Consider the following 22,916-nt stretch of genomic DNA (forward strand, 5'->3'; position numbering starts at 1 on the left):
GGCATTTTTGAGTGTTTTAGCGGATTTTTTTATACATTAACACCAAATTATCAGGCATAAATCTAACAACGACAATGAAAATCACGCCGATTGAGATTCGTCAACATACTTTCCAAAGAGTCTTACGTGGATACGACGCAGAAGAAGTAAATGCTTTTTTGGCCTCTTTGTCACACGAATGGGAACGCGTGCTCAACGAAAACAAGATGCTAAAAATGCAGCTTGAAATAGCCGAAAAAGAGCTCAACAAACTTCGGGAAGTAGAATTGACGATGTTTAGAATGCTCAAAACGGCGGAAGATACCAGTACGCAAATGACCGAGCAGGCCAAAACCGCCGCCGAAAAGTACATCGAAGACGCGCGCCAAAAAGCCGAAGAACTCGTCAACGAAGCGCGGAAGAAGTCGAATATGCTCGTCATTGATGCCGAAAACCAAGCAAAATACGTGCGCGAAGAAATCATGAATGATTTTAAAAATCAGGAACGTGATTTCAAAGCCATGGAAAAATACCGCGACAACTTGATTGTCCAGCTCAAAACCCTTGCCAACAATACAGTGGACAGTGTGGAGCGTTTTGAAAAGAAATTTGCCCAAAATACGGTAGCCGAACGTCTCGAAGACCTTAAAACGCAAGTATCAGACGCCATTCTGCAAGGAGAGCAAACCCAACAAGCTCGCTTAGAAGCAGAGAAGATTGTGGAAGAAATCGTGGAAAGCCAACCTCCTGTAGAAGAAATAGCGCCTGAGGCCGTACAAGAAGTAGTAGCCGAGGCGATTACGGAAGAAACTGTAGCCGAAGAAACAACCGACGAACCAGCCTCTGAAGAAGAAAAACCGAAACAAGAGGGTTCATTCTTTGACCAAATTTAACCCCCAAAAACCTATGAGGTTTAGCTAACGTTATACCGTGACACCTTATAGGTTTGCTTTCATTCATCTTTACACACGTTTATTTTGGGAACAGTAGCACTAGAAGGAATTGAAATATTCGCTTACCACGGCACCTCGGATGAGGAGCAAAAAATTGGCAACAAGTTTTCGATTGATGTCACCATCCAAACCGATTTTTTAGAAGCCGCCCGCCTCGATCGCCTGCGCGACACAGTCAATTACGAAGTGGTCTATAAAGTAGTAGTAGAAGTGATGAGCAAGCCAAGTCGGCTGCTGGAGCACATTGCGTACAATATCATCGAAGGACTACGCGCCACCTACCCCAGCGTAGAAAGCATCGAAGTCAGCGTGTCGAAATTTAACCCGCCCGTCGGGGGCGTCTGTGCGCGTTCGCGCATTACGATGAAAGGGTAAAGCAAACGAAACGCCCCCGTCTGCCAAGCAAACGGGGGCGTTGTGTTTATCATCGTCGGGGAAATAGCCTACACCAATTTCCAACCTTCGCGGTACTGACGCGATACAAACTGGTTCGCATCGTCGAAGTTGGTGATCTTCATGTTGTTACCATCCCACAACAACTTCTTACGACCGTAGTAATCGAAGCCATTGCCTTTTGGTTGACGAAGCATGTAGCTACGAATCGCCAAGTTACCCATCAATACCGTTTCAGTAAGTGGTCCTGAGTAATCAAACGATGACGTCAAGCCTTTGTGCTTGTCGCTACCAAAACCTGCCTTACAAGCCTCGGTCCAGTGGATTTGGTGGCCGTATTCTGGCAAGTTTGTAGGCGCAGCATACTTGCTGTCTTTCGCCATTTCTACTTTGTCGCCGTTTTTGTAATAAATCTTAGGATTGTTGCCGTACATATCGCAGGCAATGATTCCCTTGCTACCAATCATCAACACCCCGTTCGCGCCGTTTCCGTCGGTGCTAAGTGGTTCGTTGGCAGGAATCCAATCAGGGTGGAACGGACGCAAACCGCCGTCCATCCATTCCATTTTCAATGGGCTCTTATTTTTCGCAGTGGCAGGGAATTTAATTTCTACCAACGCCGATGGCGGGCATCCTTCTGGAATCCACTCTGGGTTCCAGTCTTTCAAGAACACCGAACCTATGCTACACTCTACTTCCGTTGGGTAATTAAGACCCAATACACGGAACGGAGTATCGATGGTGTGGCAACCGATGTCACCCAACGCGCCCGTACCGAAGTTCCACCAACCGCGCCATTTGAACGGGTGATAGCCAGGGTGATAGTCAACCCACTGTGCAGGCCCTACCCACTGATCCCAAGCGACACCTTCTGGCATGTCAGGCTTACCCGTTGGTACAGGAATCCCCTGTGGCCAAACAGGACGGTTAGTCCAAATTTGAACCGTATGCACAGGCCCTACTAATCCTTTATTGAACCACTCAACCATTTGTAGTTGGGCAGGGTTCGACGCGCCTTGGTTACCCATCTGCGTCACCACTTTGTACTTACGAGCGGCTTCTGTAAGCATACGCGCTTCGTAGATATTGTGGGTCAATGGTTTTTGTACATAGACGTGTTTGCCCAATTGCATGGCCGCCATCGCAATCACCGCGTGGTTGTGGTCAGGCGTAGAAATGGTAACGGCATCAATGTTTTTACCTTCTTTGGCCAACATTTCACGCCAATCTTTGTACTTCGTTGCGTTAGGGAAACGCTCGATTGACTTCGCAGCTTGTTTGTAATCCACATCGCAGAGCGCCACCACGTTATTGGCTCCGTTGTTTGATGCGTTAAAAATGTCACTTGTTCCCTTGCCACCTGCTCCGATAGCTGCCAAATTAAGTTTGTCAGATGGTGCAGTATAACCCTTTCCAATCACATGGCGGGGCACAATGAAAAAGCTACCTACGGCCAAGGCGCTCTTTTGCACGAAATCACGTCTTGATACCGATAAGGTCTTTTGTTTTGATTTCATTGGTTTAGTAGTTTTTTTAAGTTGTTTGAACAGACTCATAACTTAAAGCACAAAAGCAGGCAATAATTACCGTTTTATTGAGTATTTTTTTAGAAAAGATGCTAAAACTCTGCTTACTTTTGAGATTGATTAGAGACAAAAAAGCAAACGCCTGATGTATAATACGTTCTTAAAAGCAAAGTGGACTATTGGGGAGACTGTTATCGGTTATTGGTTATCGGTTATTGGTTATTGGTTTCAGAGGAGAAGAAGAATTGCTGCGCTGTGGCTTTTTGTAAGCCTTTCGTTGGCTGGTTATGCCCAAACAAAGGTGGGTACGTTGGAGAAAAAGTTTATCAAACACGGTCTAGTGGACATCCAAACCCTCGACCCTACGCTCAAGGTGGAACTCAAGTACTCCACGACCGATAACTTCATCAAAGAAGATGTCTATGGCGACTTAGAGCGCGCTTATTTGCAACCCATGGCCGCCCAAAAATTGGTAAAAGCCAATCAGTTTTTAAAACAAGAAAAGCCTACTTATACGTTGTTGGTGTACGACGGCGCTCGTCCGCTGAGTGTTACCAAGATTTTTTGGGCACGGATGAGTCACTTGCCCTATAACCGCCGCGAAGATTTTGTGGCCGACCCTGCCAAAGGCTCTATTCATAACTTTGGCTGTGCGGTTGACCTAACCATCGCCGACGAAAATGGCAAGCCGCTGGATATGGGCACTATTTTTGATTTTTTTGGCGTTAGTGCCGAACCACGACGCGAAGCCGAAATGCTCAAATCGGGTAAACTATCTCGCCAACAAGTCGAAAACCGCAAGCTGCTACGGCGCGTCATGCTCAAGGCAGGATTTACGTCGATTCAGACCGAATGGTGGCATTTCAATGCCTTGTCTCGCGCCAAAGCAAAAGCTAAATACGGGTTTATTGAATGATGCTCCTTCTCGCACTTTTTCATAGTTTTTGGCTTTCGCTGTTTGGCAGCAGTGACACCACCCAGCACGTCCTTGTCCGACAAGTGACTTTTACGGGCAATTTTCGCACCCGAGAGCACATTATCCGCCGCGAAATGGATGTGCGCGCAGGCGATGTGATTACGGTACAAAAGCTTGATTCGCTGCTGGAGTACGACCGCCGCAAAATCCTCAACACCAACCTATTCATCACGGTAGAGCTAAAAAAGAAGCGCTTAGACAATGACACCACCGCGCTGAGTTTTTATACCGCCGACGGAAAACTCATCGCTCCCCCCCAAACCATCGACGTAGAGGTCGTTCTAAAAGAACAATGGTATTTGCTGGCTTTTCCTGTATTTGAACTCGCCGACCGCAATTTCAACGAATGGTGGTACGAACGCGGGCGCGACCTGAGTCGCACGATTTACGGAACTTACATTTTACACCAAAACCTGACGGGCAACAACGACCGCCTTCGACTACGCGCTGAGTTTGGGTTTATTCCTCGGCTTGATTTGTATTACTCCCGACCTTATTTGGGTAAAAAACAAAAACTAGGCATGACCGTCGGAATGATTCGGCTAACCAACCGAACCTTGCCTTACCGTACCCGTGCCGATAAACTCATTTTTTTTCCGAGCGACAGCCGTATGCGCGAACGGCTCAACCCCTACGTTACTTTTACCTATCGGCCACGGTTCTACGGTTTTCATTCAATAACCGCCCAATATTCCCATACCACCCTTAGCGATACCGTGGCACGCCTAAATCCTAATTATTTTTTGGAAGGTCGCCGACAACAGCGTTATTTCCAACTGAGCTATTCGCATTTTTTTGACCGCCGCGACCGGGTCCAATATCCTTTAAGAGGGTTTTATTATGGCATAGTTTTTAGCCGATTAGGACTCTTTTCTTCCGATGATGTTCAACAATGGGAGGCTACTGCCAACTATGGACAATACTTCTCCTTAGGCAAAAAGCTCTTTTTTAGCTACAGTTTCAAAGCCAAGACTTCTAGCCCCTTTTTACAGCCTTTTCTACAGACGCGGGGGTTGGGCTACGGCACCGACCTTGTCCGTGGCTACGAACTGTACGTCATTGATGGTCAACACTTTGCTTTAGCTAAAACCAATTTGCGCTACCAATTATTAAACCGAACGTTTAACTTGAGTAAGTTCATCAAAATGCGTCAGTTTAATACCTTCCCGTTGGCGATTTATCCCAATATCTACGCCGATTTTGGTTATACCCGAAACCAATACAGTTCGCTAAACAACAGCACATTGGCCAACCGCCCGTTGATGGGTGTAGGAATAGGGCTGGATGTAGTGACTTGGTATAATTTTGTGGGACGACTCAATTATTCAGTCAATCACTTAGGCGAAGCGCGTCCTTATTTTTCGATAGGCCGAGAGTTCTGATTTTCACCCAACAAAGTATTAGTTTCCCATTAAAAAGAAGTAAGTCATTGGTATAGAAGCGTATTTAGCCCTAACTTAGCAGGGATTTTAAGCAAATTTGGACGAAATGACTCATTATTACCCAAAATACACCTACTTATTAGTCTTGGCTGGCGTTGTCGCAATCTTGTTTTCGTGTGGAAAAAGTAACGAAAAAACAGCCGAACAAAAAGCTGCTACCGATACAGCCAATGCCGTCAAAACACCTGTTGTAAGTAGCAATCAATCAGAGCTATTGAAGCTCGTCATTACGCCTCAAGGGGGCGATTTTCGTGGTTTTAAGTTTGGCGACCCGTTAAGCAAAATCAAGGCCGAAGAGAAGTTTGAACTGTTTGAAGACAGCACCAACCACGTAGGCTACACGCACGAAACGGAGAATTTTGAAGCAATTGATATTCTTTATTACCTCGACAACAACAAAGCCCTCAACGGCGTCCGCGTGGACATTTATCTCAACGAAGCCAATGATGCCCAAAGTTTGTACAATCAATTTGACACCTATTTGTCGGGGAAATACGCACCCGATTCAAAACAAGGCAAACGTACGACGTGGAAGGCCCGAGGGGGAATGCTCGTATCGCTCGAAGACGTAAGTAAAGGCAAAGATTTTGGCCTTCGCATCGGAATCGGTGCCAAAGGCAAATCGACCGAGAAAAAGCCCAAACCTTTGCAATAGCCGCTTTTCAATATGCACGTTGTTATCATCGGGAATGGAATTGCGGGCATCACAGCCGCACGGGAGCTGCGCAAACGTAGCGATTGCCGCATCACGGTTATCTCCAAAGAGACCGACTATTTCTTTTCCCGAACGGCGCTAATGTACGTGTATATGGGGCACCTCAAGTTTGAGCATACCCAACCTTATGAAAACTGGTTTTGGCAAAAAAATAAGATTGAGCTAGTCAGAGGAACGATTGAATCTGTTGATTTTGCCCAACGTAAATTGTTTCTTTCGGCCAACAGTCAAACGGTAGTTTACCAACCAACCCTGCTTGAGCGACTCACCAAAGTAGCCTCAAAACCAGCCACTTCTGCCTCTCAAGTACGCGAACTTTCTTACGATAAACTTATCATTGCAACGGGTTCTGTACCTCGTTTTGGCGACTGGCCCAATACCCATCTGGATGGCGTCCAAGGGCTTTATAGCTTTCAGGATTTGGAAAAACTCGAACGGTCGTCGGCAGGAGTAAAACAAGCCTTGGTCGTGGGTGGTGGGTTAATTGGGGTAGAATTGGCCGAAATGCTTCATTCGCGCGGCATCCATGTGACCATGCTCGTGCGTGAATCGAGCTATTGGAACAGTGTATTACCTCCCGAAGAATCTACTCTTGTCACCCAACATGTCCAAAAGCGTGGGATTGATCTCCGATTTGGCTGCGAGCTAAAAGAAATGCAAGGTACTCAACGGGTGGAGCGCGTTATCACTTCGCAGGGAGAAACGATTGACTGTCAGCTTGTAGGCATTTCCATCGGCGTTGAACCAACGATTGATTTTTTAACCAATACCTCCCTCGAAACGCAACGCGGAATTTTGGTCAATGAGTATTTAGAAACCAACCTTCCTGACGTATATGCGGTTGGTGACTGCGTCGAACACCGTACGCCTCCGCAAGGCCGTAAATCGGTGGAGCAAATTTGGTACACGGGCCGCATCATGGGCGAAACCGTTGCTCAGACCATTGGTGGTCAACGGACGCCTTACCAGCCAGGCGTATTTTTTAATTCGGCCAAGTTTTTTGACCTCGAATACCAAACCTACGGCGAAGTCCCCGCCCAATGCCCCGACGACATTCAGAGCTTTTATTGGCAGCACCCAAGCAAAGAAATCGCCATCCGAATCAACTACCGCCAAGGCACACAGGCAGTCACGGGTTTTAACGCCCTTGGCACTCGCCTTCGTCACGCTACTTGCGACGCGTGGATACGCCAACAGTGCTCGTTAGACTACGTGTTAGAGCACTTCCAAGAGGCCGATTTTAACCCTGAGTTTTTTGAGAAGCTGCGGTTGTCCCGCTGACGTCAGACCGTTTACTAACTTTAATGCTATCTTTTTGTCTATCAGGTGGGTTTAATGTATTTTCAACGATACTAAACCTGCTTTGCTTTGTTACAAAAATTTCTACCCCCGCCCCTTTTGCGCCCTTTCATAAAAGAATACTGGCTGCTTCGCCTTGGTCAGGGGAGCGGTGTTCCTTTGGTGATGGCTCCCGTACCCGAGCAGTGCCTCTATTTTTACCCCCGCAGCCAGCCCCAACCCTTTGATGCAACGGGAAAACCCATAACAGCTTTTAACACGATGATTATGGGACAGGCAACAATTGGAAACACCAAGCTGCTGGTTCCCAACGGGTATTGTATGTTTAAAATACTTTTTCAGCCTGGAGGTATGTATCGGTTGTTAAACGTACCGATGACGTATTTTGCAAATAATTATGAAGAAAGTGCGGCGGTGTTGGGCGGAGAGGTAAAGCAGCTTTCGGAACACATTTGTAATGCCGACTCTGACACCGAAGTTATTTCCTTGACAAACGAGTATTTGGTTCGTCAACTGAGCAGAAGTAAAGTCGCAGCATTACCTATCGACGTTGTCCTGACCCAAACCAATTTACGAACGCAAACTTTAGACCAACTAGCGGTAGCCGCTTGTGTAAGTTCTCGGCAATTTGAGCGTCAGTTTTTGGAACGCATAGGAGTAAGTCCAAAAATTTACCAACGTCTGCTTCGATTCAATCAGGTAATGAACTTAAGAAAACAAAACCCTGCTTTAAAATGGGTCGATATAACGTACCATTGTGGCTATTTTGACCCCAACCACTTGTTACGAGATTTTAAGCAATTTACGGGCGTCGTTCCTTCGGGGTTTGATTTTGAGAATGCCGTGATATACTAAAACCTTACATCAACTTTTTCAAGGTTTCGACGTTTAGGGCTTCATCAAATACGGCCCGAATTGGAATGTAAAACCCTTCCATGACAAAACTTTTAATCTGCCCTTCTGCCGATTTAAGAATCAGTTCGTATTCGCCTTCTGCGTAGTGATACTGTTCAATGGTTTGATGGTCGGGATCAATAATCCAGTATTCCTCTATTTGATGTGCTTGATAATCTTTGAATTTCACCCCGCGGTCACGCTCTTTTGTGCCCTCTGACAAAATTTCAACCACCCAATCAGGAGCGGGAAAAAGTGTTTGCTTTTCGGTAAAAATAGCGGCTTTCTCTTTTTTGAAGAAACAGATGTCTGGCTCATAATCATTACGAGTGAGCGTAATCATGATTTTTTCGATACCTACAAAACCGAGCTGATTTGTATCGGCGTAGATACTCATCAAACGAGCCAGCAACAACGAAGCAGTATTGTGGCGTTTCATCACAGGCGAATGAACGATGATTTCACCATTGATAAATTCCGCTTTTTCTTGTTCGGTGATGTCATTATAAAAAGCAATTCTTCGCTGCTTTTCATTTTCAAGTGCCACTTCAATGGCTTGAATCAAAAAATAAGCATCTGGTTCATTCAGAATTTCAGAAATAAGGCGATTGCTCATGATACGTTCAGTTGGTAAACAAATATACAAAAAATTGATATAAGCTAGGTCAATCGCACCCGCTTTTGAGAATGTGCTATCAGGTAAAATGTCGTTTTTTTACTATGCTTTCCTTTCTCCTTATCTCTACGTTTGTAAAAACATAACTCTTTATGAACGAATGAAAAGGAAAGCCATATATATTCTGACAACCTTCGTTTTAGTCATACTGCCTTTTTTGGTTATGAGCCTAATTGGGCGCTATTCTCCCTACGTAGAAGGCAATAGTTTTCTGAGGTATGTCACCATCTGTAGTGTTATTTCGATGTCCATTGTGTTGGCGGTTTGGTTATTCTTTAAAAACTCTCTACAATCATTTGAAGGCGTGCCCATTAGTGGTGCATTTTTGTTTTTACTAGTTTGCCCATTGATAGGTATATTTGGATTAGCCTCCGCTCCTGACCTCAGCCTCAAAATGCTTGAACATCCCGAACGAGAGCATTTGCGCTATATTTTCTTATTCATCGCAGCAATACTTTTTGGAGTATTTGGCTTCTTGCTATTGATGAGCAACTCGTTCAAAAATAAGCGTTTAATGAGGTGGTTGATGACAGCCTTTTTTATTCTTGCTTTTGCCGAATTTAGCTGGGAATTTAGGCATCATTACCTATATCCCGAAGCAATGAAAGAATGGATAAGTCAAGGCAAAAAAGTAGAAGATTTTGCCAGATACTATGACAACACAACTGTTGTTAACATTGGCATATTGGGGCGGCTGATTCAGTTTTCGTTGATAATATGGCTTTCAGTCTATTTTTATAAGTTGCGGCACACCAATAGTTGGTCACCAATCGTGTCCGTCATTTTTAGCCTACTTGGGATAATCACTGCAATAATGATTTATTTTATTCAATTTAACTTTCCCAAAGGTTTTGAGATATTAATGCTATTCTTTATTCCAGGCATACCGTTTTTTCTTTTGTATTGGTTGGGAGTAGCTTTATTGACAAAATCCAAGAAAAGTGGCATAAGCAGAATCCAAAACTAAACTCAAAATCACCGAATGAACGCACTCATTGACAAGCACCTTACCGCCGAGCAAGTGGCAAAAATCAATGAAATGCACCCGCAAGTCATCAAGAATTTTCAGGGAAGGGAGTGGTTTTCTATTTTGGGTTTTTTGCTGGTGGCAGCTTGTCCTTTTTTAACAAAGCGAAAACAAGAGATTTACCCTTGAAATTCATTATCTGATATTTCGACGTCCTTACTTTAACGATAGCCTTACCTTCACCCACTGCTGATTTCGCAATGCTTCTACTTCCATGTGCCCTTGCCAGTTGACTTCTTGATAGATTTCCAGCAAATCGCGAATGGTTTTGACTGGCTTGTTATTAGCCATGCGGATGACGTCTTTGGGTTGTAAACCTGCTTTCGACAACAGGCTATTGGCACCAGTACTCGTTATGATGACGCCCGTTTCATCGGGCAAGCCATAAGCAGAGCGTTCGCCTAAGCCTTCAACGTTTTTGAGCAAACTGCCTAACCAATTAATCGCCACGGCTTTTCCTTCCACCGATTCGTTGGTTAGCAGTGCTGGAAACTCAGGCTGTAAAGCGCGTTTTTTCAGGGAAATTTTCTGCACACCAAACGACTGCATCGGGAAGTTTTTGAAACCGACCGTCAGCGCCTCCGATGCGTTCTTAACGGTATAATTTCCCTCCGAGGCATTCACAAAAACAGGGTTTCCTGCCCTACTTCGGGAGTCAGTGCCGTTCTTTTGGGCCAACGCCAAGGCGGCTGAATCAGGGAATAAATTTTGGTCAATCTCCTTTCCCCAATCGTTAATTTGAATAGGAAAATATTTTTTCATCACAATGTTATGCCGAAACACATCGTGGCTATTTTTAAACCAAACGTGCGGGTGAAATGAGTTGTTGACCATGATGTTGTTTTCAACCGTTCGGTAAAATCCTTCCCGAAGTTTGAGACCACCATTGAGGCATACATTGTTGTAAATGTGATAGTTAGACGAGCCATCGTCGAGGTCAATGTCCCAGCCGTGATCGCAGCGAAAACGGTTGTTACGAATAATCGTCGTTTGCTGCGCATCAAGCAGTATCAGTTCTGGATGTACCGCTGTGAGACTATCCATGTAACGTCGATTAGCGTACCAAAAGCGGTCACGCCCCCAAGAATTAAAAGCACCGTGGTCGCCTGTTTCTAGTACGGTGTTAAACACGTCATTGTACTCCAGCACATGCCCGCCCCAGGCCCCATCTCCGATGTTTATTCCTGCCCTTGGCGTGTTGTAGATGCTATTGTGACGCACAGTAATCTGCGCCGACATTTCGATTTGAACACCCGTGGCCTGTTTCTCAATTTGGCCTACATCGTGGATTAAATTATCCTCTACCAAACAAGCTTGCGGATAATTGTTGGTTTGAGGGCCAGGGGTTTTATCCAGTTGCTCGTAGGGAATCGACCACTCATACCGAAACGAAGGCGAACGTACGGCCTTGGGGTCGCCCACAAACGCTACGGCACTCGCCCCGATATGATGAATATAACACCCTTTAACGGTATTATTTCTATTGTATTTGCTCATTACGATGGCATTCCCTCCTAAATCAGCAAATTCACAGTCGGTCAAAGTACAGTTTTCTGCTCCCTCCAACAGCACGGCCCCGCCGCGAAAAAACGTCCAATCGCTGCGGACCAACGGCTCTTTGGTTTCCATAAAGCTACGTTCGGTATGGGTAAAATGCAGGTTTTTGAAATGAACATTACGCAACGGTTTTTCGGGAGTGCCGCGCAGTTCAAACAAGGAATGTAGCCCCGAAACCTCGAATTTCGCCTTGAAAAGATTGACGTTCGATGGCGGGATAAAATACAGCGTACGGGTCTTTTTATCAAAATACCATTCGTGCGGTGCATCCAATTCTTCCCAAATATTTTCGACAAAACGGTGCTGTTTGTGCATCGACGACGGGCGGTTGTTTTGCCAGCCGCCCTCCAACGCCAACTCACCATTTTGGCTTTTGCCCGTAATTAGGTAGTGAAATCCGCCCCATTCGCCCGAGTGAAGGGCGTGGACATACCCTCCTTCGGGTTGACTCCACGTCCGTACGCGTTCGGGACTTGTTGCCTCCGCTGATGTTCCATGAAATACCCGAGCGGTAGAGTCATAATTGGGAAAACGTGCCAAATGCTGTAATTGCCCATTGACAAAAAATTGTTCGAAGGCAGTACTACCGCTTACTTGAGCCTGATACATACCATTTTTAAACGGTTTCCAAGCTAACTGTACAGCTTCTCCCCCGCTAATGGTCACTTTTTCGTTGGTATATCCTTCGATTTCCAGCGCAGACGCCTTTACTTCCGCAGCATCCAACGTGATGGTAGTAGGCAAATAATAAGCTCCTTCTCGCAAATAGATTTTCACCTTTTTCCCTTTGGCTTGCTTGGCTAGGGCGATGGCTTTGGATACGCTTTTGAAGGGCCGTTGCAGCGTACCTGCATAGGTATCTTGTCCGTTAGGCGCCACATAGTACGTCACTTGAGCACTTGCTACCGAAACGAAGATGCAGTTCATCACCCACAAAGCAAAAAAACGTATCATCATCAAAAAGAGAGGTTGAGAAATGGAGGAATAAGTTGCCGATTTACGTGTATCAAAGTGAGCATTTTACCATCAAAAAAGCGACTTCACGCCTATTTTTACTTTTGTTGACACACCTAGGCGTAATCATACACCACTTCGTCGGGGCAACTTATTTAGCGGTATCCTGTTTTAGAACTTCATTGTTTACTTTTGAATTAGGTCATTATCAATTGGGTGTACGAGACTTTGCAAGTATTTAGGCCAAGGTAAACACATAGGCCACATAGAATTTTCGCATAGCACACAAATTTAAAAACGGCATTTATTCGTACACCCTGTCAATTCTATTTCAAAGAAAAGGATGGTTTTTGAACACATTACTCCCTCCGTTGCATTACCGACCAATACCTCGACACGGAAAGTGTGATTGGACAGGAGATAAAAACCGTCAATGAGCAAATGGCCAATGCCTCCTCTTACCATAAAAACATTCATCATGGAAAAAACCTACCGCTTTCTACCCTACTTTTTTGTTGCCTTTTTTATTTTGGTCATCTATTGCTTCTACCAAAGTTACTTTGGTGAATTTCCAGATTTTCAAGGTGTTATCAGTCCCATTGGCAATGTTCCTATTGCCATTACTACCGTTACTCACTTTCACGCTCTCATCATCATCATCTGGTTGCTGATGCTCATTGTTCAACCGATTTTGATTGTGCAGAAAAAACTCGAATGGCATCGGTTCGTAGGCAAAGCGTCGTACGTAGTGGTGGTCTTGATGGTCGTCTCTCTTTTACTGATTATCAACCAAGAGCAAAGTCGAGAAAAAAGCCTGCCTGTTTTCACTGCCAATCTATTCGATGTACCTGTTTTCGTGGTTTTTTATGGCTTGGCTATATACTTTCGCCGAAAGCCCGCTTATCACGCCCGATTTATGGTGATGAGCATCATACCTTTTATCAATCCTGCGGTAGCTCGCCTGCTTGCCAATGGTTTGGCTGTGCAGTTGGGCTTGTGGTTATTATTTTTTGGGGTAGAATTTTTTACTCGCAAAACCTACAAACCATACCTGATTGGCCTCGGATATTATGTGTTCAATTTGGCAATTGTCGCTTATTTATTTTTGGGTAATCAGGAATTGTTGAATCAAATTTGGCAACTGTTTTTTGGGAAGCCGTAATTCAACGATTTTTTACCACTAAAAACCAGTTTTAAGCCCCCATTTTTGTACAGTTATGTTTCACCCAACAACCTGTTAAAAATGAAAAATTTATTGTTTGCCCTTTTGGTTGGTTCGGGCAGTTTGTATGCTCAAACCAACGATGACGCCATCAAAGCCACCCTCCTCGCCGAAGCAAAAGCACTCAAAGCGCATCAACCCAGCGAAGTACGGAAACAGTGGTCGTTTGACCCCAAAGACACAAAACATACCATTGTAAGCGTAAATTTACCCGACGGCAGCTACACGTCTCGCACGGGAGCCGATTTTACCCGCGACGACGCCTTTCCGCCTGCCATGCCACTCAGTGTGAGCAATGCCGATTTTAAAATCAAATCAGCGGGAAATTTTGCCAGTGCCAATTATCAAACCACCTACACCGCCCCCGATGGAAAATCAGTAAAAGCCCACCGAGTGGTATTGCTCGAAAAGGTAGGAAACGCGTGGAAAATAACCAGTATTTCAGAACATTATTATTGACCCAAATAAACTGACAATCAAATGCCATGATTTGCCAACGTTGTCAACCTGCTCCTATTCTCGGCCCATACATTAAAGAGTATTTGGTGCTACACATGCGATTTGGGAAAGAGCTCCCACCTCCTATAAAGGCATACCCCGTCAATCCAGAAGAAGGAATGACCTTTGTGATACGAGGCACCAAAACCGCCGAGACGGTTGAAACAGGAGCGTTTAATGTACGTCCGCGAACTTGTATTTTTGGGTTACCCATTGCCCGCCAAAATCTGCATTTGCCTTCCGAATACATGATGGTTCATGTTCGATTTCAGCCTGGAGCGATTCATAAATTGCTACGAATTCCGATGTACGAGCTTTTGCATCAATACGTAGAAGCACAAGTGATTTTGGGACGAGAAATCAACGATGTAGAAGACCAGCTGGCCCATACGACTACCTACGACGAGCTGCCGCTTATTCTCGACCGCTACTTTACGAAGAAGGTCACCCGAGTCAAGTTTGGATTTGAACCCATTGATAAAATTGGGAGCATTATTTTGAGTAATCCTCAGGGGTTTAATCTTTCCCAAACCGCCAGTGACGCCTGCTTGAGTTTTCGCCAATTTGAAAAACGTTTTGAGCGACAAGTGGGCGTCACACCCAAATACTTTGCCCGTATTTGTCGATTTTATCAGGCTTATTCGCTCAAAGATGCCCGCCAAGAATTAGACTGGTTGAGCATCGCCATCCAAACTGGCTACTCCGACTACCAACATTTGGTCAAAGATTTTAAACAATTTGCTGGCGTTACGCCCAATATGCTGATTCAAGAAAGTAATCTAAATCCCGAACGCCAGTTAAAGCTAAATGACAAATTTTCTGGATTGTAAAAGCCAATGAGCGTTTTAAAAAACCATTTCACTGAATGGCTTTTACTTGGCTTCTCAAGGTGTTTGTTGCATTTTCCCAAACAAGAAGTGTCGTTGTTCTTTTATTTGCGGCATACATAATGTCTTTATTATGAACATTATCTGCCTCAATAATATATGGTTGAATTTGTTTTGCCCACTTATCTAACTGGGTAAGTATTTTATCGTTTGAAACGAAATTAGTCTGAAAATCGCTTTTGATGGACGCATATTCTTGGTCAAAAGCCCCCCATGCTGCTGTTAGTTTTTCACAAGCAGCTGAACGGTGTTTTAAATTACCACTTCCTTTGGCAAAAGGTAGGCAGTTATTCGATGTCCCACCCCATTTATCCGCCAAAGATGTATATTCATTTGCATTTTTGATTACATGTTCAAACGTGCCGTCCATATCCCATGGAATGAGGTGCATTTTTCTATTTTTTTTATCTTCAAACCAGTAGTAATTGTGGTTTGTGCAGGAATTGACGGTTTCATTGTTACAATACCAATGAAACGGGCCGTCGTCATGTCGAATGGCTCTATCGACTACGACGTATGACATCAACTCATTGATTTTCATATACTTTCTTACTACATCTTTGTTATTTGATGCGTTAGAAGCCGCAATTGCTTGACCAAATTCTTTGATTAAGCCAATGTCTTGCTGCTCTTCATTCGTTTTTAAAGCATTGATAAGTTCAGCATCCGATTGCACCTCACCATTGGCTTTTAGTGGCCAAACTTCCTTGTAGATATTCCCTTTACCTTCTTTATAAAAATATTCCGCAAAGCGATTATCTACCTCTTCCGTTAGGCCGTATAATCCCGAATATTTTTTATTGATAAGCAGTCGCGCGTGCACTGAACGTGGAGAAGGAACGCCCATTTCGGCAAAAAGCCAATACGCTAGGCGTTCACGAAGCTGGGACTTGTCGTAGTTTTGCGCATGAAATTGAAGCTTATTTAAGTCAAAAAAACGCTCTTTTCGGTCTTTCCAGTTAATTTTTATTTGCAAACTGAGCTTTTCACAAACCTTTTGGCCTGAAGGCCGCGTCCAATCTGGATTAGACAAACAACCTCCAAACGCCCCAATCGAACCTTTGTAACGTACACCAATTGGGCTAATCGTATCCCCCTCGAATATCAAAGCTCCTTCTACATAATCTTGATTGACGGGGTCGAAATTGAGCTTTTCTAAATCTTTATCTTTAATAATTAGCTCAAAAGTCTTTACCTTCTCTTGGTTGTAGATATAATCAGAGTTTTCCTTCAGGTAATTTTCATTCCCTCTGGGTTTTATAGTGGGCAGCTCTCCACTGGGGATAACAGAACTTATGGGAGTCGGCCTATCTCCTTTTGAGCAAGAAACAAGTATTATCAAACCTAAAGTAGCAAGTCTCCATAGCTTAGAAAGTTTATTTAATCGATAGTTTCTCATGGCGTGTACATTACTTGAACCCTACTATCACTAAAAATATACTTTTCGATAGAGCCCTTACTATTAAGTAGTTGAGCCCTATCTCTTACTCTCCTTCTTCGGTCAAAATATTAAAGCAAAAATCGAGGGGATTAAAATGCGCCAATAGTTTCTCGATGAATGTGCTATCGTTGAGATAAAAATTAAGGAAGTTTTCGCTTCGTTCCTGCAACCCTCCGCTCGGGAAAAGTTTTGCTTTTAAGCCCAATAACTGATTTACTTCCGTTTCGTGATTGCGCTCTTCGGCTTTTTGAAGGCGTTTTTCTAAATTTTCGAGGGTATTCAGCATTTTCACCTTTTCGGCATTAACCGCTCCTTCAAGGGTTTTGTCAATGGCCAAGGCTTTGTGCAAAATGTCGTTGAAAACCTCTTCTATCGCCTTCTTTTCCTGCGCCAATTCCAGCGACACCGTCGATGTTTTTTCTACAAAAGACTTGCGCAAGCGTACATCATCCCAAAACAAGTTTTCGACCGTCACTCCTAGTTTTTCCGCGCGTTTTTGGCTCGCAGCGTTTACATACAACGCAAAATTGCGCGGCAACAACAACGGAAACGGTACTTGATAATGATCAAATACTCCCTTCAACTGCATCCAATACGGCACTTCCGAAGGGCCACCGATGTAGGCCAAGTTGGGTAAAATGATTTCTTGGTACAACGGGCGTAATACGACGTTGGGGCTAAATTGCTCAGGGTGCTCATTGGCCAAGGCCAAAATTTCGGTTTCGGAGAATGAAATATCCGAATTGAGCGCTTTGTATTCGTCGCCTTCTTTTACAATCCGTTCGCGCAGGCCATCCGCCAAATAGAAGAAGTTGATTTCACGCGGGCTAATCTGAGTATGGTATCCAAGGCTTTCGATGGCTTCCGTGGTATTTTTCACCAAATCAAACGCCTTTGAATTTTTGAGTTCATCTTCGATAACGGGCAAAAACAAACGTTTCAACGCCGCATCATCGCCATCCACACACACCAAGCCATCTTTGCCAAACAAATCGTTCATGTAACAACGCACAGCATCCGCAAGATTGTCGTGGCGCAGGTAGGCTTTTTCAAAAATAGGCAGTCGCTCAGGCAAAATTTTCAACGCTTCGCCCAACTCTCTTGGGTTCATTCGACCTACGGCTCCTTTTTGTTGGGTTTGCCACGTATATTTTTTACCAAAAAGATTAAAATAACTGATTTCGTCGAAGTCGTGGTCTTCGGTTGCCATCCAATACACTGGCACAAAATCATACTTGGGATAAGCCGCTTTGAGCTGACGCGCCAAGTTGATGGTCGTTACAATCTTATAAATGACGTACAACGGTCCAGTAAAAATATTGAGCTGATGTCCCGTGGTAACGGTAAATGTATTTTCGTTCAATAAACTCGAAAAGTCGGGCTTCTGACTCAAATGAGCATACTGACGTTCAAGCGATTGTACCAGTACTTGGCGGTGTTGTGGGCTAAACGCGGACTTTTGCTGGAGTTGTTTTTCAAAGTTTTCAAGAACAGGGAATAAACCGTAGAATGGCTGCAACTGGTCTTTTTGGGAAATGTAATCTAAAAAAAGTGGGGGAAACGCCCCTGTGGATGCAAGTGGTAAGGGTTGACAGTGCATGAGTTAAGAAAAATAGCGCCTTGAGTCTATCTCCCTAAACCAAACATATCGCCGTAAAGTTTCCCTATCTTTGCAAACTCCTCACTGCAAATTGTAATCTTTTGAACATTATTGTCATTATTCCTGCTTACAACGAAGAAGCTGCCATTGGGCAAGTAATCTCCGAAATCCCTCGCAATTGGGTACGTGAGGTTGTCGTTGTCGATAACCGCTCTACCGACCAGACAGCCCTTCGTGCCCAAGAAGCAGGGGCGACTGTTGTTCACGAAGCGCTTCCTGCCTACGGTAGGGCTTGTTTACGCGGAATGGATTACGTAAAATCGTTGGCAACGCCACCCGATATCATTGTCTTTTTAGACGGTGACCACTCCGATTATCCCGAAGAACTCCCTGATTTGGTGCGGCCGATTTTGGAACAAAATTATGACATGGTCATTGGTTCTCGGTCTTTAGGTAAACGTGAACGTGGTTCCATGACTCCGCAACAAGTGTTTGGCAATTGGCTCGCTACGTTTCTGTTACGTCTTTTATACGGCGTTCAATACACTGATTTAGGCCCCTTTCGGGCTATTAAATGGGATAAACTTTTGGCCCTTGACATGCAAGACAAAACCTACGGCTGGACGGTCGAAATGCAACTAAAAGCGGCGAAACAACACCTTAAATCAACAGAAGTAGCGGTTAACTACCGAAAGCGTATTGGTTTTTCTAAAATATCGGGTACGGTAAAGGGCGTTGTATTAGCAGGTTACAAGATTATTACGACAATTTTCAAGTATTGGTAAACGGGGCAAGATAGTACGGATTTATCGTGTAATTTTGCGGAAAATTTCAGAAAAATGACAGAACGTCTTATCATAGATATTCTCGGATGGATAGGTTCGGTGCTAGTGGTGGGCGCGTACGCCCTCAATATCAGCGGTAAATTACAGGCCACAACCAAGGCGTATCTGTGGGCCAATTTGGTAGGAAGTGCTTTTCTCATTGTTAATACCCTTACGTATGGTGCCATTCCCTCCGCTATGGTGAATATCATTTGGGTGGGCATTGCCCTTTGGGGAATGTTTAAACGGGAGCCCAATACCCACTAAATCAGATTCAAACACAACTCACCAATAATAATTCAGTAACAAAATGCAAGTTTGGAAATTTGGCGGTACGTCGGTAGGAAAACCCGAACGGATGCACTCAATCAGAAATCTAGTGACGGCAGATAGCGGCCGCAAAATCGTAGTATTATCGGCGCTTTCGGGAACCACCAACGCGTTGATTTCGATGGGCGACTCGGCCAAGGCAAACAACGACGCCGAAGTACAAGAAAAAATAGACGCTTTGAAAGCGCACTACGATGCGTTTATCAAAGAATTATATAGCACCGAAGAAGGACTCCAGAAAGGACAAGCCGTTGTTGACAATGAGTTTAACTTCATTCGTTCGGTGTTGAAGAGTCGCCCTTTTGGCCTCAAACAAGACAAAGAGTTGGTGGCACAAGGTGAAATCATGAGTACGCAGATGTTCCAAGCGTATTTGGAAGAAGTAGGCGAAAGTTCGGTACTATTGCCTGCCTTGGATTTTATGCGTATCGACCACGATGGCGAGCCCGAATTAGAAACTATCGAACAACTATTAAGCGAAATGCTTAGCCACCACCCCGAAAAGCAAATCGTGGTTACGCAAGGATTTATCTGCCGCAACCCTCGTGGGGAAGTAGATAACCTCAAGCGCGGTGGGTCTGACTATACTGCCTCGTTGATTGGGGGAGCGATTCGTGCCGAAGAAATCCAAATCTGGACCGACATCGACGGCATGCACAACAACGACCCTCGCATCGTAAAACGTACGTTCCCCATTCGCGAGTTGACGTTTGAAGAAGCGGCTGAATTGGCTTATTTTGGCGCAAAGATTTTGCACCCAAGCACCATTACTCCTGCCAAATTGCGCGGCGTACCCGTTCGTTTGAAAAATACGATGGAACCCGAAGCCTTTGGTACACTGATTGCCACCACTACGACCGACCGCGAAATCAAGGCGATTGCGGCCAAAGACGGCCTTACCGCTATCTATATTCACTCGACTCGTATGCTGAATGCCTACGGTTTCTTGCGTCGTGTATTTGAGATTTTCGAAAAATACAAAACGCCTGTCGATATGATTACAACCTCGGAGGTATCGGTATCGGTTACCATCGACAACGATACGCACTTGAGCGAAATCACGGCGGAGTTGAGCGAAATCGCAGACTTGGAAGAACACGACCGCGACTTGTCAATCATCTGTATCGTTGGAGATTTCAAAGCCGACAAAGAAGGAATTGCGTTGAAGGTATTTGAGGCAATGAAGCACATTCCTATCCGCATGATTTCGTACGGCGCATCGGAGCACAACCTTTCGATTTTGGTATGGTCAAAAGACAAAGCCGAGGCTCTCAATGTCCTCAACGAGCGTCTCTTCTATTACGAAGATGCAATGAAGACGATCTTTAATGCGCAATAGCAGCTAACAACGTCAGGCTGTGGAAACGCGAAGTAAATAACACAGGGGCTTTAGCCCTGAATAACTATATCTAATTTGTAATGCTACAGATTAACTTCATCCGCGAAAACCGCGAGCTAACCATCGAAGGGTTGGAACGCAAGTATTTTAAAGGGGCTACCGAAGCGGTGGACACTATTTTAGGCTTGGACAAGCAACGTCGCGACACTCAAAGTGAATTGGACGCTACATTAGCCCAATCCAATGCCTTGGCTAAACAAATCGGGCAATTGATGAAAGAGGGTAAGAAAGAAGAGGCCGAAGCGGCTAAAGCTCAAACCTCCACCCTCAAAGTTCGCGCAAAATCGCTGGAAGAAAGTCTGAAAGAAGTCGAAGAGCAACTTCAAGCGACGTTGGTATTACTACCCAACCTTCCCCACGAAAGCGTTCCTCCTGGCCGTACGCCCGAAGAAAACGTGGAAGTATATCTTTGGGGAGAAAAACCAACGCTACCCGAAACGGCCAAGCCTCACTGGGACTTGATTGAGCAGTACGACATCATCGACTTCAAACTCGGCACCAAAATCACGGGAGCAGGTTTCCCCGTTTACAAAGGAAAAGGAGCGCGTATTCAACGAGCTATGATTCAATTTTTCTTGGACAAAGCCGTCGAAGCGGGTTACATGGAAGTACAGCCCCCTATTCTTATCAATGCCGAATCTGGCTTTGGTACGGGGCAATTACCCGACAAAGAAGGGCAGATGTACCACGCTACCGCTGATGATTTATATCTTATTCCAACGGCGGAGGTACCTATCACCAACCTTTACCGCGATGTCATCGTAAACGAAAACGAGCTACCCATCAAAAACGTAGGCTACACGCCTTGTTTCCGCCGCGAAGCAGGAAGCTGGGGTGCGCACGTACGGGGGCTTAATCGCCTTCACCAATTTGACAAAGTGGAGATTGTGCAAGTACGCAAACCCGAGGAATCGTACCAAGCCCTCGACGAAATGGCGGAACACGTCAAAGGATTGCTTCAAGCGTTGGAATTACCATTCCGCATCATTCGTTTGTGCGGTGGCGATATGGGCTTTACTTCGGCACTTACGTACGATTTTGAAGTATGGTCAGGCGCGCAAGGCCGTTGGTTGGAATGTAGCTCGGTTTCTAACTTTGAAACCTACCAAGCCAATCGTCTCAAGTTGCGTTATAAAGTTGACGGTAAAACGCAGTTGTTACATACTCTCAACGGTTCGGCATTGGCGTTGCCACGTATTTTGGCCGCACTACTCGAAAACAACCAAACGCCCGAAGGAATCCGTATTCCGAAGGCATTGGTACCTTACTGTGGGTTTGAGCTGATTAAGTAGAGATTTGTGTGAGGAGGTTGCTTACAACCTCCTCTTTTTGTAGGCAGACCTGCCAAGTTTTTGAAACTTGGCAGGTCTTTTTCAGTTTTTTTCCTATTTCTGTAAAGCTTCCAGCAGCGTCATCGGTACTTTGAAGGCTGTTCCGTGGCGAATACCTTCAGGAAACGTTACCTGCTCCGACACGTCTTCCCATGTTTTCAGGTCTTTTGAACGTACTGCTCCATACTTGTGCTGGGTATATTTATCAAAATACACGTACACATACTCTCCCACCTCAATCGCGGTAGGTCCTTCGGCCCAGTATTTCCCCGTGATAGGTTCAGACACTTTTGTAGGAAATGGCCCCAGCGCGCTTTTCGCTTCTGTGATACGGATGTTTTTTTCGGGCGGATTGGGGTTCTCATTTTTCAGAAACATCACGTAGTTTTTACCTCGCTTCAAGATAGTCGCATCAATGACGCTGAAATCAGGATTAAAAAACAGCTTTGTTTCGCTGAATGTCTTAAAATCCTTGGTTGTAACGTAGTACATACGGTGGTTCAAGCCTTTTTCGCGCTCCGAATCGGCCACGTCAGTATGGCGGCCAGGAATGGTGGTTGCCCAAAATACTAAAAACTGTTTCGTTTTGTCATCGTAAGCAATCTCGGGTGCCCAGCTATTTTTAGCCGTAGGTTCATGCTCCATCACCGAAATAGCCCGCTGTTCCGACCAATTTACCAAATCGTTGGAAGAAGCATAACCGATGATTTTGTCCCACCACCCACTCGTCCAAACCATGTGGAAGGTTCCTTTTTTGTCTTGGTAAATACACGGGTCGCGCATTAGCTTATCCTTTCCCACGGTGGGTTTCAAAAAAGGATTTCCTCCTTTCAATGCTTTCCAGTGCAACCCGTCGGTGCTGTAAGCAAAGTGAAGACCATCTTCCCCATTTTTCACGAAATACGAAAACAAATACGCGTTTTGTTGCGCTTTAGCAACCAACGTCCCACCCAACAACAAGAACAATAACCAACGTTTCATACCTTTAACGAA

Annotated in this window: 22 protein-coding genes; 16 read left to right on the forward strand and 6 right to left on the reverse strand. The window is 44.8% G+C overall.

Features of this window, described 5'->3' with window-relative positions; genetic code table 11:
* Nucleotides 1-74: 74 nt before the first annotated feature.
* Nucleotides 75-872, forward strand: coding sequence for a DivIVA domain-containing protein (locus FHS57_RS16695; RefSeq protein WP_183975594.1), 798 nt, complete (start codon nucleotides 75-77; stop codon nucleotides 870-872).
* 84 nt (nucleotides 873-956) lie between these two features.
* The gene (gene folB, locus FHS57_RS16700) at nucleotides 957-1,307 is read left to right on the forward strand and encodes a dihydroneopterin aldolase (RefSeq protein ID WP_183975596.1); all 351 of its coding nucleotides are present in this window, start codon (nucleotides 957-959) and stop codon (nucleotides 1,305-1,307) included.
* A gap of 68 nt (nucleotides 1,308-1,375) precedes the next feature.
* Here the strand turns inward: folB and FHS57_RS16705 are convergent, their stop codons facing one another.
* On the reverse strand, nucleotides 1,376-2,842 hold the full coding sequence (locus FHS57_RS16705) for a Gfo/Idh/MocA family protein (RefSeq protein WP_183975598.1): 1,467 nt from the start codon (nucleotides 2,840-2,842) through the stop codon (nucleotides 1,376-1,378).
* A 154-nt stretch (nucleotides 2,843-2,996) separates the two neighbouring features.
* Between FHS57_RS16705 and FHS57_RS16710 the strand changes: the two genes are divergently transcribed.
* The 5 genes from FHS57_RS16710 (at nucleotide 2,997) to FHS57_RS16730 (ending at nucleotide 8,138) form a co-directional block, all read left to right on the forward strand.
* Nucleotides 2,997-3,767: a M15 family metallopeptidase gene (locus tag FHS57_RS16710; RefSeq protein WP_183975600.1), complete on the forward strand. Its 771-nt coding sequence runs from the start codon at nucleotides 2,997-2,999 to the stop codon at nucleotides 3,765-3,767.
* The gene (locus FHS57_RS16715; protein ID WP_229601365.1) at nucleotides 3,764-5,209 is read left to right on the forward strand and encodes a BamA/TamA family outer membrane protein; all 1,446 of its coding nucleotides are present in this window, start codon (nucleotides 3,764-3,766) and stop codon (nucleotides 5,207-5,209) included. The genes FHS57_RS16710 and FHS57_RS16715 overlap by 4 nt, the downstream gene beginning before the upstream one ends.
* Before the next feature lie 106 nt (nucleotides 5,210-5,315).
* Nucleotides 5,316-5,924, forward strand: a complete 609-nt coding sequence (locus tag FHS57_RS16720) for a hypothetical protein (RefSeq protein WP_183975602.1) — start codon at nucleotides 5,316-5,318, stop codon at nucleotides 5,922-5,924.
* 12 nt (nucleotides 5,925-5,936) lie between these two features.
* Nucleotides 5,937-7,265: an NAD(P)/FAD-dependent oxidoreductase gene (locus FHS57_RS16725; protein WP_183975604.1), complete on the forward strand. Its 1,329-nt coding sequence runs from the start codon at nucleotides 5,937-5,939 to the stop codon at nucleotides 7,263-7,265.
* Nucleotides 7,266-7,352: 87 nt separating this feature from the next.
* Nucleotides 7,353-8,138, forward strand: coding sequence for a helix-turn-helix domain-containing protein (locus tag FHS57_RS16730; RefSeq protein ID WP_310587000.1), 786 nt, complete (start codon nucleotides 7,353-7,355; stop codon nucleotides 8,136-8,138).
* A 4-nt stretch (nucleotides 8,139-8,142) separates the two neighbouring features.
* On the opposite strand, the gene FHS57_RS16735 is transcribed toward FHS57_RS16730, so the two are convergent.
* A complete protein-coding gene (locus FHS57_RS16735) occupies nucleotides 8,143-8,793 on the reverse strand; it encodes a Uma2 family endonuclease (RefSeq protein WP_183975608.1) in 651 nt (216 codons plus the stop codon).
* Between the two features lie 223 nt (nucleotides 8,794-9,016).
* Between FHS57_RS16735 and FHS57_RS16740 the strand changes: the two genes are divergently transcribed.
* Together FHS57_RS16740 and FHS57_RS16745 are read left to right on the forward strand one after the other, a co-directional pair.
* Entirely contained in the window at nucleotides 9,017-9,820 is an 804-nt protein-coding gene (locus FHS57_RS16740) for a hypothetical protein (protein ID WP_221225645.1), read from the forward strand.
* Between the two features lie 15 nt (nucleotides 9,821-9,835).
* On the forward strand, nucleotides 9,836-10,009 hold the full coding sequence (locus FHS57_RS16745) for a hypothetical protein (RefSeq protein WP_183975612.1): 174 nt from the start codon (nucleotides 9,836-9,838) through the stop codon (nucleotides 10,007-10,009).
* Nucleotides 10,010-10,036: 27 nt separating this feature from the next.
* On the opposite strand, the gene FHS57_RS16750 is transcribed toward FHS57_RS16745, so the two are convergent.
* Entirely contained in the window at nucleotides 10,037-12,394 is a 2,358-nt protein-coding gene (locus FHS57_RS16750) for a PDZ domain-containing protein (RefSeq protein WP_221225646.1), read from the reverse strand.
* A 475-nt stretch (nucleotides 12,395-12,869) separates the two neighbouring features.
* Here FHS57_RS16750 and FHS57_RS16755 point away from each other — a divergent pair, with 475 nt between their 5' ends.
* The 3 genes from FHS57_RS16755 (at nucleotide 12,870) to FHS57_RS16765 (ending at nucleotide 14,941) form a co-directional block, all read left to right on the forward strand.
* Nucleotides 12,870-13,553 (forward strand): hypothetical protein, encoded by a 684-nt coding sequence (locus FHS57_RS16755; RefSeq protein ID WP_183975614.1) that lies wholly within the window; start codon nucleotides 12,870-12,872, stop codon nucleotides 13,551-13,553.
* 81 nt (nucleotides 13,554-13,634) lie between these two features.
* Nucleotides 13,635-14,072, forward strand: a complete 438-nt coding sequence (locus FHS57_RS16760; RefSeq protein ID WP_183975616.1) for a hypothetical protein — start codon at nucleotides 13,635-13,637, stop codon at nucleotides 14,070-14,072.
* A gap of 26 nt (nucleotides 14,073-14,098) precedes the next feature.
* Nucleotides 14,099-14,941 (forward strand): helix-turn-helix domain-containing protein, encoded by an 843-nt coding sequence (locus tag FHS57_RS16765; protein ID WP_183975617.1) that lies wholly within the window; start codon nucleotides 14,099-14,101, stop codon nucleotides 14,939-14,941.
* Nucleotides 14,942-14,969: 28 nt separating this feature from the next.
* Here FHS57_RS16765 and FHS57_RS16770 read toward each other — a convergent pair whose 3' ends face one another.
* Nucleotides 14,970-16,397 (reverse strand): CotH kinase family protein, encoded by a 1,428-nt coding sequence (locus FHS57_RS16770; RefSeq protein ID WP_183975626.1) that lies wholly within the window; start codon nucleotides 16,395-16,397, stop codon nucleotides 14,970-14,972.
* An 85-nt stretch (nucleotides 16,398-16,482) separates the two neighbouring features.
* The gene (gene bshC / locus FHS57_RS16775) at nucleotides 16,483-18,039 is read right to left on the reverse strand and encodes a bacillithiol biosynthesis cysteine-adding enzyme BshC (RefSeq protein WP_183975628.1); all 1,557 of its coding nucleotides are present in this window, start codon (nucleotides 18,037-18,039) and stop codon (nucleotides 16,483-16,485) included.
* Nucleotides 18,040-18,140: 101 nt separating this feature from the next.
* Here bshC and FHS57_RS16780 point away from each other — a divergent pair, with 101 nt between their 5' ends.
* The 4 genes from FHS57_RS16780 to serS all read left to right on the forward strand — a co-directional run bounded on the left by FHS57_RS16780 (nucleotide 18,141) and on the right by serS (nucleotide 21,884).
* Nucleotides 18,141-18,824, forward strand: coding sequence for a glycosyltransferase family 2 protein (locus FHS57_RS16780; RefSeq protein ID WP_183975630.1), 684 nt, complete (start codon nucleotides 18,141-18,143; stop codon nucleotides 18,822-18,824).
* 54 nt (nucleotides 18,825-18,878) lie between these two features.
* Nucleotides 18,879-19,130, forward strand: a complete 252-nt coding sequence (locus FHS57_RS16785) for a CBU_0592 family membrane protein (protein WP_183975632.1) — start codon at nucleotides 18,879-18,881, stop codon at nucleotides 19,128-19,130.
* 43 nt (nucleotides 19,131-19,173) lie between these two features.
* Nucleotides 19,174-20,532: an aspartate kinase gene (locus tag FHS57_RS16790; RefSeq protein WP_183975634.1), complete on the forward strand. Its 1,359-nt coding sequence runs from the start codon at nucleotides 19,174-19,176 to the stop codon at nucleotides 20,530-20,532.
* 80 nt (nucleotides 20,533-20,612) lie between these two features.
* The gene (serS, locus tag FHS57_RS16795) at nucleotides 20,613-21,884 is read left to right on the forward strand and encodes a serine--tRNA ligase (RefSeq protein ID WP_183975636.1); all 1,272 of its coding nucleotides are present in this window, start codon (nucleotides 20,613-20,615) and stop codon (nucleotides 21,882-21,884) included.
* 93 nt (nucleotides 21,885-21,977) lie between these two features.
* On the opposite strand, the gene FHS57_RS16800 is transcribed toward serS, so the two are convergent.
* A complete protein-coding gene (locus tag FHS57_RS16800) occupies nucleotides 21,978-22,904 on the reverse strand; it encodes a glycoside hydrolase family 43 protein (RefSeq protein WP_183975638.1) in 927 nt (308 codons plus the stop codon).
* Nucleotides 22,905-22,916 lie beyond the last annotated feature (12 nt).

The sequence above is a fragment of the Runella defluvii genome, from assembly GCF_014195535.1.
In the GTDB taxonomy this organism is placed as follows: Bacteria; Bacteroidota; Bacteroidia; order Cytophagales; family Spirosomataceae; genus Runella; species Runella defluvii.

What these genes read in the sequence shown, in the direction of transcription:
- FHS57_RS16695 (WP_183975594.1), top strand. Translation starts at nt 75, where the DNA reads ATGAAAATCACGCCGATTGAGATTCGTCAACATACTTTCCAAAGAGTC.
- FHS57_RS16705 (WP_183975598.1), bottom strand. Translation starts at nt 2,842, where the DNA reads ATGAAATCAAAACAAAAGACCTTATCGGTATCAAGACGTGATTTCGTG.
- FHS57_RS16710 (WP_183975600.1), top strand. Translation starts at nt 2,997, where the DNA reads ATGTATAATACGTTCTTAAAAGCAAAGTGGACTATTGGGGAGACTGTT.
- FHS57_RS16715 (WP_229601365.1), top strand. Translation starts at nt 3,764, where the DNA reads ATGATGCTCCTTCTCGCACTTTTTCATAGTTTTTGGCTTTCGCTGTTT.
- FHS57_RS16720 (WP_183975602.1), top strand. Translation starts at nt 5,316, where the DNA reads ATGACTCATTATTACCCAAAATACACCTACTTATTAGTCTTGGCTGGC.
- FHS57_RS16725 (WP_183975604.1), top strand. Translation starts at nt 5,937, where the DNA reads ATGCACGTTGTTATCATCGGGAATGGAATTGCGGGCATCACAGCCGCA.
- FHS57_RS16735 (WP_183975608.1), bottom strand. Translation starts at nt 8,793, where the DNA reads ATGAGCAATCGCCTTATTTCTGAAATTCTGAATGAACCAGATGCTTAT.
- FHS57_RS16740 (WP_221225645.1), top strand. Translation starts at nt 9,017, where the DNA reads ATGAGCCTAATTGGGCGCTATTCTCCCTACGTAGAAGGCAATAGTTTT.
- FHS57_RS16745 (WP_183975612.1), top strand. Translation starts at nt 9,836, where the DNA reads ATGAACGCACTCATTGACAAGCACCTTACCGCCGAGCAAGTGGCAAAA.
- FHS57_RS16750 (WP_221225646.1), bottom strand. Translation starts at nt 12,394, where the DNA reads ATGATGATACGTTTTTTTGCTTTGTGGGTGATGAACTGCATCTTCGTT.
- FHS57_RS16755 (WP_183975614.1), top strand. Translation starts at nt 12,870, where the DNA reads ATGGAAAAAACCTACCGCTTTCTACCCTACTTTTTTGTTGCCTTTTTT.
- FHS57_RS16760 (WP_183975616.1), top strand. Translation starts at nt 13,635, where the DNA reads ATGAAAAATTTATTGTTTGCCCTTTTGGTTGGTTCGGGCAGTTTGTAT.
- FHS57_RS16765 (WP_183975617.1), top strand. Translation starts at nt 14,099, where the DNA reads ATGATTTGCCAACGTTGTCAACCTGCTCCTATTCTCGGCCCATACATT.
- FHS57_RS16770 (WP_183975626.1), bottom strand. Translation starts at nt 16,397, where the DNA reads ATGAGAAACTATCGATTAAATAAACTTTCTAAGCTATGGAGACTTGCT.
- bshC (WP_183975628.1), bottom strand. Translation starts at nt 18,039, where the DNA reads ATGCACTGTCAACCCTTACCACTTGCATCCACAGGGGCGTTTCCCCCA.
- FHS57_RS16785 (WP_183975632.1), top strand. Translation starts at nt 18,879, where the DNA reads ATGACAGAACGTCTTATCATAGATATTCTCGGATGGATAGGTTCGGTG.
- FHS57_RS16790 (WP_183975634.1), top strand. Translation starts at nt 19,174, where the DNA reads ATGCAAGTTTGGAAATTTGGCGGTACGTCGGTAGGAAAACCCGAACGG.
- serS (WP_183975636.1), top strand. Translation starts at nt 20,613, where the DNA reads ATGCTACAGATTAACTTCATCCGCGAAAACCGCGAGCTAACCATCGAA.
- FHS57_RS16800 (WP_183975638.1), bottom strand. Translation starts at nt 22,904, where the DNA reads ATGAAACGTTGGTTATTGTTCTTGTTGTTGGGTGGGACGTTGGTTGCT.